Below are 12,472 nucleotides of genomic sequence, written 5' to 3' on the forward strand. Positions count from 1 at the left end.
GATCAAGCCCCTGGAAGGGCTGGCCTTCTTGATCTCCGCAATCAGCGCGAAGCCGCCAGCCTTCCGCTTGGCCTCAAGCGCCGCAAGGAAGCTGCGCGGGGGTTCCGCATCCTTGGCCTTCGCCTTGACCTCGGCAAGCGGCGCGCTGAGCTTTGCGGCGGCGATCTCATCGCGCTTGTAGGCTTCGATCTTGCGCAGGATATCGGACAAAATTCTAACCGTTCGAAATCTCGATGAGCTTGTCGAGCACCGCCAGCGCCCGGCCGCTGTCAATGGCCTGCGCTGCTGCCTCGATGCCATCGCCGAGCGTGGTCGCCTTGCCGGCCACCACCAGCCCGGCGCCGGCATTCATCAGCACAGTGTCGCGATAAGCGCCGGCAGCGCCGCCCAGCATATCGCGCAATGCCCTGGCATTGTAGGCCGCTTCGCCGCCGCGCAGATCTTCCTTGTTATGCCGCTTCAGTCCGACCGCTTCCGGAGTGAGGGTAAAGGTGCGGATCTCGCCGCCGGCGAGCTCTGCGACCTGCGTCTCGCCCGTGGTGGTGATCTCGTCATAACCGTCGCCGTGCACGATCCAGGCATGATCGGTACCCAGCGCCTTCAGCGTCTCAGCCACCGGCATGATCCATTCGGGCAGGAAGACGCCAACCATCTGCCGGCCGACGCCGGCTGGATTCGACAGCGGCCCGAGCAGATTGAAGATGGTGCGCGTGCCGAGCTCGCCCCGGACAGGACCGACATGCTTCATCGCCGGATGATGCGTTGGCGCGAACATGAAGCCGACGCCGGCTTCCTGGATGCAGCGGCCGATCGTCTCCGGTGCGATGTCGACTTTGACGCCTAGCGCCATCAGCACATCCGCCGCGCCGGTCAGCGAGGACAGGCCGCGATTGCCGTGCTTGGCCACCGGGACACCCGCGGCGGCGATGACGAATGCCGATCCGGTCGAAATGTTGACCGAATGCGAATTGTCGCCGCCGGTGCCGACGATGTCGATGGCGCCGCGCGGGGCTTCGACGCGGAGCATCTTGGCGCGCATCGTGGCGACCGCGCCGGAGATCTCGCTCACGGCCTCGCCGCGCACGCGCAACGCCATCAGGAAGCCACCGATCTGCCCCGGCGTCGCGTCGCCCGACATGATGATGTCGAAGGCCTCGCGCGCTTCCTCGAAGGAGAGCGCGGTGCCGGTCGCGACCTTGGCGATGTATGTCTTAAGCGCGCTCATCGTGTCTGTGCTTGGGAAACGGCGGCCGGATCGATACGAACGTCATATTGCGACTGCAGCTGCGCCACCAGCTGATCGAGCAGGTCGTCGGATATGCCGGCGCTGAAAGATTTCTGCGCGTCTTCCGGGACAGAGCTGCCATCGGCGCCGGCAGGTTCGAAGACTTCGGCAACCTTGAACAGGATCTGACCGTCGCCGGTGGGCGAGGGGATCAGGCCCGTGCCGCCTTCGCCGACGCCGAACATGGCCGCCGCGCCCTCCTTGCCGAAATCGGCATCGTCGGCTTCGCGCTTCAGGCCGCGCTTGGTCTGCTTCTCGAGCTTCAACTCGCCCGCGATCACGTCGAGCGTCGCACCGGCCTTGAGGCGCTTTTCCAACTCCCCGGCCTTGGCGGTGAGCCGCTTGTCGGTCTCGGCCGCGGTCCAGTCGGCCACCACCTTCTGGCGAACCTCGTCCAGCGTGCGGTCGCGCGCCGGCCTGATCGACTGGACTTCATAGAAAACGAAGCCGTTGGCGGCAGTGGTCAGGCCTTCATTCTCGGTGTTCGGCTCGGCCTCGAAGACGGCCTTGATGAGGTCCGCCGATTGCGGCAGGTCGTTGACGATCGTGCCGTCCGGCCGCTGGCCGGTACGGTCGATGGCGTCGATGGTGACGACCTTGAGCTTTAGCTTGTCGGCCGCCTGGGCAAGCGAGGCACCGGAAGCGCGGGTGTCCTCGTAGCTGTCGTGGACGTCGAGCAGGACGCGGCTTGCCTCGCCGAGCGCAAGATCCTTGCGGATCTGGTCGGACACTTCCGAAAGCGGCTTCACCACCTGCGGCTTGATTTCGGTGACGCGCAAGAGCACCGGGCCGAAGGCGCCCTGAACCACCGGGCTGACCTCGTTGACGTTGAGCGAGAAGGCTGCGTCGGCCACCGCCTTGTCGGCGATCTTGTCCTTTGCCAGCGTGCCGAGCACGGTGTCGGCCTGCGTCTTGCCCTCTGCGGTGACGATCTTGTCGAAGGTGGCGCCGGCCTTCAGGGAGTCAAATGCCGCCTTGGCCGCGTCCGGCGTCTTGAACACCAGCTGTTCGATGGTGCGCATTTCGGGTGTCGTATAGCGCGCCTTGTTCTTGTTGTAGTCCTCAGCGACTTGGCTGTCGGTCACCGCCGTCGGGTCCATGATGTCCTGCGGCTCAAGCCGGATATAGGAGAATTTGCGGTATTCCGGCGCGGCGTAGTTCTTCTTGTTGGCTTCGAAATAGGTTTTCAGCGCGCTGTCGGACGGCGCCTCGATCGGCTGGACGAGTGTCTTCGGCAGGACGAGATAGTCGATCGTGCGGTCCTCGCCGCGATAGAGCGCGACCGCCTTCAGGAAGGTCTGCGGCGCCTTGAGGCCGTCGGAAATCGCCTCGACGATCTGTTGGCGGACCGCCACTTGCGAGCGGTTCTTCAGATAGTCCTCGGGTCGCATGCCGATCTGGCTCAGCAGATATTCGAAGGTCCTGCGGTCGAACTGGCCGCCTGGACCCTTGAAGGCCGGATCCTCGCGCGTCAGCTCGGCCAGCCGGTCCTTGGAAAGGCCAAGCCCGAGCTTGCGAGCCTGCTCGTCGAGAACGGCGCCGGAGACGAGCTGCGCCAGGACCTGGTTGTCGAGGCCGAGCAGCTTAGCCTGTTCATGCGTGATGCGCTGGCCATATTGCTGCGACAGCAGGTTGATCTGGCGATCGTAGGCGAGGCGGTATTCGTTGATCGAAACCGTGGTGCCGCCGGCGGTAATCACCGAATGATGGCCAGCCAAGCTTCCCGACAGGCGCCCGGAAATACCCCAGACGGCAAAGCTCACCACCAGCAAGGACAGCAAAGCTTTCGCGACCCAGGTGCCCGCCGCGCTTCTCAAAATACCAAGCATGCCCACTTCCGATCTTTGCGCATTTTCGCATGCGCCGACTCTGAAACAAGCGCAATAGCGTCCTTCCGGCCCACTGTCGATTGCTTTGTGGCCCGATTTTGGTAGTGAGGGCGCTGCCTTATGTTGCCTGGAGAACTCGACGCCATGACCCCTGGAATCCGTCCGCTCGTTGCCGGCAACTGGAAAATGAACGGCACCAGGGCCTCGCTCAACGAGTTGAGGATGATCGGCAACGGCTTCATGAGCGGCCTCGATGCGGAGACGGAAGCCCTGGTCTGCGTTCCGGCCACCTTGCTTCACCAGGCCGCAGAGATCCTTTCGCGGACACCGGTTCGCGCCGGCGGCGAGGATTGCCACCCCAAGGAGAGCGGCGCCTATACGGGTGAGATTTCGGCCGAGATGCTGAAGGATGCCGGCGCAAGCCATGTCATCGTCGGCCACTCCGAGCGGCGCGAGCAATGCAGCGACGATGATGCGATCGTCAACGCCAAGGCTTCGGCCGCCTGGCGGGCAGGGCTGGTGGCCCTCATCTGCATCGGCGAGACGCGCGCCGAGCGTGAATCCGGCGCGACGCTCGATGTCCTGTCGCGCCAGCTCGACGGTTCGGTGCCGGCGAGCGCCACCGCCGCCAACACCATCATCGCCTACGAGCCGGTCTGGGCCATCGGCACCGGCCTGACGCCGACCGCGGCCGACGTCGCCGAGGCGCATGCCCATATCCGTGGCAAGCTGACGGCGCTGCTCGGCGATGCCGCGGCCAGAATGCGCATTCTCTATGGCGGTTCGGTCAAGCCGTCCAATGCTGTGGAGCTGCTCGGCGTCGAGAATGTCGATGGCGCGCTGGTCGGCGGCGCAAGCCTGAAGGCGGCCGACTTCCTCGCCATTGCCGAAGCCTATATGCACATGTCATAGCCGCAGACGGCGGCAGGGGCGCGGCCCAAATCGTTGCAATGGCCGCATTGCTCCCCATATTCCCGGCCACGGGCTTGGAAATGCCGCCAAAGCATTGTAAGGAGCCGCCTCCAAATCACCGGTCGTATGCGCGGCCGCGCAAGGCCTCGCCAGGATAAATTATGGAAACGGTACTGATCGTCGTTCATCTTATGGTCGTGCTCGCCCTTGTCGGCGTGGTGCTGCTGCAGCGCTCCGAAGGCGGCGGTCTCGGCATTGGTGGCGGTTCCGGTTTCATGACGGCGCGGGGCGCAGCCAACGCGCTTACCCGCGCGACTGCGATCCTGGCCGCGGCTTTCTTCGTGACCTCGCTCGCGCTCTCCATCCTTGCCCGCTACGGCGAGAAGCCGATCGACATCCTCGACAGGGCACCGGCTTCGACCTCGGGCAATGCCGGCAAGGGCGTGCTCAACCAATTGCCGGGCGCCACCGGTCCGGTGGGCAGCTCGCCGCCGGCGGCGCCGGCTGGCGGCACCGCGCCGGCCGCCCCGTCGGGCGGAACGACAACCACGACGCCGCTGTCGAATGGCGGCACCACCACGGCCCCGGCCACTGCTCCCGCAACACCGGCGCCCGCGAATCCGACCACGCCGCCGGCCGCGAACGGCGTTACCTTGCCGGTCACCCCGCAGGTTCCGAACCAGTAGCCGGACAAGCATTGCTGCCGCGATCTGTTGTTCTTTGAACACAGTCGCGGCAAATGCCGCTCGATCACGAAGATTCAACCAAATGTAACGCGTCGCTCAGCTTGAGGGCGCGCTGGCTAATCGATTATAGATTGCGCGCGGCACTTTTCGGCGTCCTTGGGGGGCGCCGGGCGACGCCGTTGGGCAACTAGCATAGAAAATCGGATCTTCGCCATGCAGCTTCGCAGCTTCATCCTTTTGGGATTCTGTGCCGTATTCGGCATGGGCTCCGCGGCCTTTGCCTCACCGGCAAATCTGGCCGCTTCGCCGTCGGTAGAGAAGACCGACGCAATTCCCGTCGCCGCCAAGAGCGACGCATCGCAGCTGAGGCTTCTCAAGAAGAAGAAAAACCCGACTCCGGACGACCTCGCGCAGATCGAAAAGCTCGAGGCCAAGATCGCTGCCGACAAGGAAGCGGCCAAGCAAAAGGCGCTCGAAGCCCGCAAGCTGGCGATGCGCGAGGCGGCCAAGGCCAAGGCAGATGCGGCGCGTCAGGAATGGCTCTCCAAGAAGGGTTCGGCCGCGCCGGCCGAAGTGGCTGATGCGAAGCCCGGGAAGAAGACCGTCAAGATCATCGAACCGCTCACGCCCGTGGCGCCGATCGCCTCGCTCCAGGCCGAGGAGCCGATCCCGGCCGAGGCGATGAACATCACGGCCACCGGCAACAACGGTGAGTTGCGAAGCGAACAACCCGGCCAGAAGCGGGCGAGCAGCGGCGGCCTGTTCGCCGGCCTGTTCGGCGGTTCCTCGGTGACCTCGATCAACTATCTGCCGGAGACCCGCGCGCTTGATTCGGCGCTCGCCAAGAAGGATGCCAAGAGGCCGTTCAAGGTGAAGCCGGAGTTCGTGCCGCAGGACGTCGCCTTCACCGGCTATGAGCCCGGGACGATCGTCATCGACACGACTGCTCGCCGCCTCTACCTCGTCGAATCGTTTTCCACCGCGCGCCGCTACGCCATCGCAGTCGGCCGTGAAGGCCTGCAGTTCAAGGGGACGGTGGCCGTCGGCGACAAGCAGGAATGGCCACGCTGGATCCCGACGCTCGACATGCAGAAGCGCGAGCCGAAGCACTATGGCCAGTACAAGGACGGCATGCCCGGTGGCGGCGAAAACCCGCTCGGCGCGCGCGCCATCTACCTCTATGACGGCAAGAAGGACACGCATCTGCGCATCCACGGCACCATTGCACCGCAGTCGATCGGAACCAGCGCTTCCAACGGCTGCTTCCGCATGATCAACGAGCACGTCATGGATCTCTACAGCCGCGTCAAGATCGGCACCAAGGTCGTTATTATCTAACGCGTTGAAGCAAACTGCCGAAAGGGCCGGCACCACCGGCCCTTTTTCTTTGATCAAAGCGCGTCGCGTTAAAAGACGCTGGTGCCGCGCTTTCGAGTTTCTGTTCTGATGCCTGCCATTCTCCCAAAACCACTGCACAGTTTTGGGCGGCATGCTTCAGAGAAATGCCCATCCGGACACCAGCGCCATTTTGGGAAAAAGCCTTCGCGGCGGTTTTTTCTCTGGCGGAATCAATCAGGCCGCGTTAAGCGATGACTCCCATGGCGCGATATGTATTCATCACAGGCGGCGTGGTTTCCTCACTCGGAAAAGGCATCGCTGCAGCGGCTCTTGGGGCTCTTCTGCAGGCGCGTGGCTATCGGGCGCGGATCAAGAAGCTCGATCCCTACCTCAATGTCGACCCCGGAACGATGTCGCCGTATCAGCATGGCGAAGTGTTTGTGACCGACGACGGCGCCGAGACCGATCTCGATCTCGGCCATTATGAGCGTTTTACCGGCCGCTCGGCCAACCAGCAGGACAACATCACCACCGGCCGCATCTACAAGAACATCATCGAGCGCGAGCGGCGTGGCGACTATCTCGGCGCGACCGTGCAGGTGATCCCGCACGTCACCGACGAGATCAAGCATTTCGTCCTTGAAGGCAATGACGATTACGACTTTGTGCTGTGCGAGATCGGCGGCACTGTCGGCGACATCGAGGCGATGCCGTTCCTAGAGGCGATTCGCCAGCTCGGCAACGACCTGCCGCGCAACAACGCGGTCTATGTGCATCTCACCCTGATGCCGTACATCCCTACCGCCGGCGAATTGAAGACCAAGCCGACGCAGCATTCTGTCAAGGAATTGCGCGGCATCGGCATCGCGCCCGACATCCTTCTGGTGCGCGCCGACCGGCCGATCCCCAAGGAAGAGCGCCGCAAGCTCTCGCTGTTCTGCAATGTGCGCGAGAGCGCCGTCATCCAGGCGCTCGACGTGCCGCACATCTACGACGTGCCGATGGCGTATCACAAGGAAGGGCTGGATTCCGAAGTGCTCGCCGCCTTCGGCATCGATCCGGCGCCGAAGCCGCGGATGGAGCCCTGGCAGGCGCTCTCCAGCCGCATCCACAATCCGGAAGGCGAGGTGACGATTGCCGTCGTCGGCAAATACACCGGCCTCAAGGACGCCTACAAATCGCTGATCGAGGCGCTGTCGCATGGCGGGCTTGCCAACCGCGTCAAGGTCAAGCTCGACTGGATCGAGAGCGAGATCTTCGAGAAGGAAGACCCGACGCCGTGGTTGGAGAAGGTGCACGGCATTCTCGTTCCCGGCGGTTTCGGCGAGCGCGGCTCCGAGGGCAAGATCCTGGCCGCGAAGTTCGCGCGCGAGCGCAAGGTGCCTTACTTCGGCATCTGCTTCGGCATGCAGATGGCCTGCATCGAGGCTGCGCGGTCGCTCGCCGGCGTCGAGCATGCCTCTTCCACCGAATTCGGCCCGACCGAGGAGCCGGTGGTCGGCCTGATGACGGAATGGCTGAAGGGCAACATGCTGGAGAAGCGCAGGGCTACCGGCGATCTCGGCGGCACCATGCGCCTCGGCGCTTATCAAGCCGACCTCGCCAAGGGGTCGAAGATCGCCGAGATCTACGGCGACACGCAGATCTCCGAGCGCCACCGGCACCGCTACGAGGTGAACATCGACTACAAGCAGCGGCTTGAGGATTGTGGCCTGGTCTTTGCCGGCATGTCGCCAGACGGGGTGCTGCCGGAGACGGTGGAATATCCCGACCATCCCTGGTTCATCGGCGTGCAGTACCACCCGGAACTGAAGAGCCGCCCGCTCGAACCGCACCCGCTGTTTGCAAGCTTCATCGAAGCGGCGGTGGAGCAGTCGCGGCTGGTTTAAACGATCGGCCGGCGACCATGCGAACTTACGTCGCGCTGCTCTACAGCATCATCCTGGGCGAGGGGCGGCGCGTTGTCATGTCGGACCTCAAGGCGATGGCCGAAGCCATCGGGCTGAAAAACGTCCGCACGCTGGTCGCCACGGGTAATCTGGTCTTCGAGGCGCGGACGGCCAGCGTTTCCGGTCTCGAACGGCGGCTGGAAAAGGCCTTCGAAGAGACTTTCGGCCGCCATGTCGATATCATCGTGCGCGACGCAGAAGACTGGCTGAAGCTTGCTGCCGCCAATCCGTTCCCGGACGAATCGGCAAAAGCCGGCGATCAGGTTGCGGTGCGGGTGATGCGCCGGCCGGCGCCTGAAGAAGCCGCAGCGGCTCTTACAGCCTATGCCGCCGCGGACGAGAAGGTGCTGTCGGTCGACGGCGATATTTGGGTCGTCTTTTCGCGCGAGCGGCCAAGCTCGCGGCTGCTCGCCGCAGCAAACCACAAGTGCATGGGGATCGGCACATCGCGCAACTGGAACACGGTGCGCAGACTGTCCGAGATGGTCGCCAAATAGGTTGAAATAAGGGTGGCTTTCGCCGCCCCGACTACGCAAGGCTCAACCCTCCGCGCCGGAGCAGGGCGAATCCGATTCCTCGATCGTTCACCGAAATCTGAGGCAGGCGACCGTTCCGATGAAAGGCCGCTGAGAAACACCTTCACGCAATCTGGAGATGATTCTCGTTTCGAGAAGCTGGCAAAACGGGGGATTTGATAAGATTTGCTGAAGTCTACATGTCAGGGGGCATCGTGAGTTTGTAAGTAAATCTCAGCCAGGCTTACAAGCGCCTAGCACGACACGGGCGTGGACTACACCGAAGAAGAACTGGGCTCGGCCGGGGTAGGGATGGCAAGCTTCTTTCGGACAGCACCTCAATGCAAGGGCGATAATCGCAATACCGATCCAAGACAGCCAAGAGCTGGCCATACCGGCACGCGATTCCTGTTGCAACTCATCGGTTCATATTAGAGCGATGCCGGGAAAGCCCGACACAGAGTTCCGCCGTGCTTCAAACGAGGAGACGGAGCGGCTCACAACGGGTGAGCCGCTGCAAAATTGTCGAGCCGTCTCGGCTCTTATCGGGCATTCAGTGGGGGTTGGGCGGCGTATACGGCTGGCCAAGAGCCTCTGAAACCGCAACAAATACACGCGTTGCAGGCGAAGAGCAGACCGTGTCGCGTGGATCGTCGGTCAGCGTCGGCTCCGCCTTGCAATCGCCGGAAGCAATGTCGCTGTTGGTCTGGACCACGGCGGTTATGTCCGCACCTGCCTTGTAAAACAAGGTCGTGTTGTAGCCTGGCAGTTCGCCCGTATGGCCCACCCAGCCGCCGATGCAACCGACGCCGATCCCGTAGCCGGCCGCGCCCGGGAAGGTCAGCCGCTCCTTCTGCGCAGCTGCCCCCAGCAAGCCGTTCCCGGTGCCCAGTGCCCGAGCATAAACCAGCAAATCGTCGATATTGGAAATCAGTTCCCCTGCAGTCCATCCCCAGGATGGGTTCCAGTTCGTCGCGTTGCTTGGTGCATCCGGCTTGGCAAAATCCCCCTGCAGGGTAAAGCCCTGAGCATAGGGCACCGGCATATCCACCGAGTCACCCGGCCAGGACGTGTTCTTGAGCTTCAGCGGATCAAAGATCTGCTCCTTGAAAACCTCGCCGACGGTCTTTCCAGTAACCTGCTCCATGACCATGCCGAGCAGGATAGTGTTGGTGTTCGAATAGTTGAACGAGGCTCCGGGCTCGAAGAGAGGCGATTCAGCCACACCGATGGCCACCAGCTCCTTGGGCGTGAAGATCGTTTGAGGCTTGGAGAACAAGACATCTTGGAATTTTGCACTTTGGGTATAGCTCGCAATGCCGCTGGTCATATCGGCGAGCTGGCGGAGCGTGATCCGATCGCCATTGGGGATGCCGGGTACGTATTTCTGGATCTTGTCGTCAAGCGACAGCTTCCCAGCTTCGGCCAGCTGCATGATCGCTGTGCCGGTGAATGTCTTGGTAACTGAACCGATGCGCGTGTGCATCCCCACAGCCATGGGTGTGCCGGCGGAAGGGTCGGCCTTGCCATACGCCGCCTTCCATATTCCGGAAGGTGTCACCACGCCGACGATGACACCCGGTGCCGCCGTCTTGGGCAGCGCGGATCGAACCGCAGCGTCAAGCTTCGCGCTGAGCTTCGAGGGCAGCGGCGTTGCCTTGGCCGGAACCGACCCATCGGCAATCACTTTTTCGATGTTCGCAACGCATCGCGCGCTATCGGCTGCGAATGCATATTGGGAGGAAAAAGCAAACAGGGCGACGGAACCGATGCAGCGGACGATCAGACGAAACCCATTCTCTTCCATTGCCATTCTCCACATTTAGAAAAAGGTCGAACGAACATCATGGTGAGCAGTCAAGGATCGAAAAGTCGGGCGCAGGGCGTTTTGGAGCTCTTGGGGAGTGCACACCGCCGGCGTTGATTTGCGAGCGCAAGTTCGTATAAACGAACATTTTCAACCCGGACGGGAACTCGCCTATCCAACCTGCGCCCTCCGCGTAAGCTCCGTTCCGAGGCAAAGATACGATAAGATAAGGTCCGGAGCCAAGGTTTGTCGCTGGGCGTGGAGCGCTTTGGCAGAACTCGCCTGGCCGGCGTTAGTGCCAGCAAATGGTGCTCCGCGGCTTGGAGAATGGCGATGTTCGACTTCGAAAATATTGGTCCGAAGCGAAAAGCGGGAATCTTCCGAAAGTATCGGAGACTTCCACCTTTCCGGTGACGCGAAGGCACGTGCTCGCAAGCTCAACCCTGCCGTTTCTCGTCGCCTTTGCCGGTGTTCGGCGGGCAGCGGGCGGATCGCAGGATCCGGTGTTTCAACTGACCAAAAGCCAGGTTCCTGGTCGCAGGGTCGCGCTCCTTCAATGCGTGCTCGAGGACAAAGGGTTTTACTCTTCCGATGTTGATGGACTGTTTGGCCCGCACTGGGGACTACGAGGTCGATCTATATGACAACGCGGATTTGGCAAGGTTGGCTATCGCGTCTTATTCCCACGAATTCGGTTCCTGATATCCTTTCACGGACGACCAGCTTCTGGCGGGCTTTGCTGTTACGGACAGCTATATAGACTCAACAGGCAAGGACGTGGTCGCTGTCTCTCCTGAAGAAATGGATCCTACCATTACATCATTGAGCCCGAGGTCGAACTGCCCTGACGCAACTTTTTCGAGCGCAAAGACGCCCGCATTGGCTGGCCCGAAATGGTAGGCAAGTGAGACGAAGCAAATGGGGCGGCTTTCGCCGCCCCGACTGTGTTAAGCCTTGGCCATGCGTGCGCCGGCGCCGAGCGCCATTGTGCGCAGCACATAGTAGACGGCGCCCGCGATCGCGACCCCGAAGAACCAGCCATAGACGCCCCACCAGGACGGCAGCCAGTTGGTGAAGTTGGGCAGGATCGAGGAGAAGATCGCGCCGATGCCGGCGGCGATGAAGGCGTTGACGTGCCAGCCGCCCTGGAAGCGAAACTCGCCATCTTCGCGGTAGAGCGCGTTGACGTCGACCTCGCCCTTACGGATCAGATAATAGTCGACCATCATCACGCCGAAGATCGGCCCCATCGTCGCGCCGATGATGTTGACGAAGGAGGCAGCGCTGCCTTCCCACGGCGCAAACGGATAGAGCACCAGCGCGATCAGCGCCGCGATATAGCCGCCCTTCTTGAAGTCGATCTGACGCGGGAAGACGTTGGAGAAGTCGAAGGCCGGCGAGACGAAGTTCGCCACGACGTTGATGCCCAGGGTCGCCACCGCGAAGGTCAGCGCGGCAAGCGCCGCCAGGAACCAGCTGTCGAATTTGGCCGAGATCTGGTCGGGGTGGAGCAGCACCTCGTGATAGACGTCGTAGGCGGCGATCGTGGTGACGCCGGCGACCAGCGAGAACAGGATCAGGTTGACCGGCAGGCCCCAGATGTTGCCCTTGCGCAGCGCCGCGTTGTTGGGCGCGTAGCGGGCGAAGTCGCAGAAGTTGAGGTAGAGCGCCGAAAAGTAGGTTACCCAGATTGCCGCCACCGCGAACAGCGCGGTCCACGAACCCGGCTCGCCTGGCACGCCGGCATCCTTGGTCTTGTCGAGCAGCACGTCCATCGGAATATCGCTGGTGAAGGCGAAGGTGCCCGACTTGACGCAGAGATAGATCGCCAGGATCAGCATCATCACCCAAACGGCGGGTCCGGCCCAGTCCTGGAAGCGCCGCACCGTTTCCATACCCTTCTGGATGATCAAAAGCTGCAGCGCCCATATGACGACGAAGCAGATCACCTCCAGGGTGGAATGGCCGAGCAGATGCGAGGTCCGGTTGAATTCGTCGAACCACTGCAGCCGCGTCAGCAGCGCGACGATTGCGCCCGACGCGGCGGCCGTCTGGGCGCCATACCAGAAGCAGGCGACGACGGCGCGCACCAGCGCCGGAATGTTGGCACCCCAGATGCCGAAGGAGGCGCGCGCAAGCACGGGGTAGGGA

The 12,472-nt window shown here is 62.5% G+C and carries 9 protein-coding genes and 1 pseudogene; 5 read left to right on the plus strand and 5 right to left on the minus strand.

Annotated elements, in window-relative coordinates; translation table 11 throughout:
* The 3 genes and pseudogenes from EOA49_RS25800 to EOA49_RS25810 all read right to left on the minus strand — a co-directional run.
* Positions 1-210 (minus strand): annotated as a pseudogene (locus EOA49_RS25800) (indole-3-glycerol-phosphate synthase TrpC); the annotation flags it as partial.
* Positions 211-214: 4 nt separating this feature from the next.
* A complete protein-coding gene (gene trpD / locus EOA49_RS25805) occupies positions 215-1,225 on the minus strand; it encodes an anthranilate phosphoribosyltransferase (protein WP_127241814.1) in 1,011 nt (336 codons plus the stop codon).
* Complete coding sequence (locus tag EOA49_RS25810; RefSeq protein WP_127241813.1) at positions 1,222-3,114, minus strand: peptidyl-prolyl cis-trans isomerase; 1,893 nt, start codon at positions 3,112-3,114, stop codon at positions 1,222-1,224. The genes trpD and EOA49_RS25810 overlap by 4 nt, the downstream gene beginning before the upstream one ends.
* A 144-nt stretch (positions 3,115-3,258) precedes the next feature.
* Here EOA49_RS25810 and tpiA point away from each other — a divergent pair, with 144 nt between their 5' ends.
* From tpiA to EOA49_RS25835, 5 genes are all read left to right on the plus strand, one after another.
* A complete protein-coding gene (gene tpiA / locus EOA49_RS25815) occupies positions 3,259-4,026 on the plus strand; it encodes a triose-phosphate isomerase (protein ID WP_095800873.1) in 768 nt (255 codons plus the stop codon).
* Positions 4,027-4,187: 161 nt separating this feature from the next.
* Entirely contained in the window at positions 4,188-4,712 is a 525-nt protein-coding gene (secG, locus tag EOA49_RS25820) for a preprotein translocase subunit SecG (RefSeq protein WP_095800752.1), read from the plus strand.
* A gap of 213 nt (positions 4,713-4,925) precedes the next feature.
* Entirely contained in the window at positions 4,926-6,050 is a 1,125-nt protein-coding gene (locus tag EOA49_RS25825) for a L,D-transpeptidase (RefSeq protein WP_095800751.1), read from the plus strand.
* A gap of 251 nt (positions 6,051-6,301) precedes the next feature.
* A complete protein-coding gene (locus EOA49_RS25830; RefSeq protein ID WP_082953678.1) occupies positions 6,302-7,939 on the plus strand; it encodes a CTP synthase in 1,638 nt (545 codons plus the stop codon).
* A gap of 17 nt (positions 7,940-7,956) precedes the next feature.
* Positions 7,957-8,496, plus strand: coding sequence for a DUF1697 domain-containing protein (locus tag EOA49_RS25835; protein ID WP_095825379.1), 540 nt, complete (start codon positions 7,957-7,959; stop codon positions 8,494-8,496).
* A gap of 571 nt (positions 8,497-9,067) precedes the next feature.
* Here EOA49_RS25835 and EOA49_RS25840 read toward each other — a convergent pair.
* On the minus strand, positions 9,068-10,321 hold the full coding sequence (locus EOA49_RS25840) for a serine hydrolase domain-containing protein (protein ID WP_127241037.1): 1,254 nt from the start codon (positions 10,319-10,321) through the stop codon (positions 9,068-9,070).
* 947 nt (positions 10,322-11,268) lie between these two features.
* The coding region (locus EOA49_RS25845; RefSeq protein WP_127243428.1) for an NCS1 family nucleobase:cation symporter-1 at positions 11,269-12,472 on the minus strand (1,204 nt) is incomplete at its 5' end.

The sequence above is a fragment of the Mesorhizobium sp. M1A.F.Ca.IN.020.04.1.1 genome (genome assembly GCF_003997315.1).
Taxonomy (GTDB): Bacteria; Pseudomonadota; Alphaproteobacteria; order Rhizobiales; family Rhizobiaceae; genus Mesorhizobium.

What these genes read in the sequence shown, in the direction of transcription:
- tpiA (WP_095800873.1), top strand. Translation starts at nt 3,259, where the DNA reads ATGACCCCTGGAATCCGTCCGCTCGTTGCCGGCAACTGGAAAATGAAC.
- EOA49_RS25830 (WP_082953678.1), top strand. Translation starts at nt 6,302, where the DNA reads ATGACTCCCATGGCGCGATATGTATTCATCACAGGCGGCGTGGTTTCC.
- EOA49_RS25835 (WP_095825379.1), top strand. Translation starts at nt 7,957, where the DNA reads ATGCGAACTTACGTCGCGCTGCTCTACAGCATCATCCTGGGCGAGGGG.
- trpD (WP_127241814.1), bottom strand. Translation starts at nt 1,225, where the DNA reads ATGAGCGCGCTTAAGACATACATCGCCAAGGTCGCGACCGGCACCGCG.
- EOA49_RS25825 (WP_095800751.1), top strand. Translation starts at nt 4,926, where the DNA reads ATGCAGCTTCGCAGCTTCATCCTTTTGGGATTCTGTGCCGTATTCGGC.
- EOA49_RS25810 (WP_127241813.1), bottom strand. Translation starts at nt 3,114, where the DNA reads ATGCTTGGTATTTTGAGAAGCGCGGCGGGCACCTGGGTCGCGAAAGCT.
- secG (WP_095800752.1), top strand. Translation starts at nt 4,188, where the DNA reads ATGGAAACGGTACTGATCGTCGTTCATCTTATGGTCGTGCTCGCCCTT.
- EOA49_RS25840 (WP_127241037.1), bottom strand. Translation starts at nt 10,321, where the DNA reads ATGGAAGAGAATGGGTTTCGTCTGATCGTCCGCTGCATCGGTTCCGTC.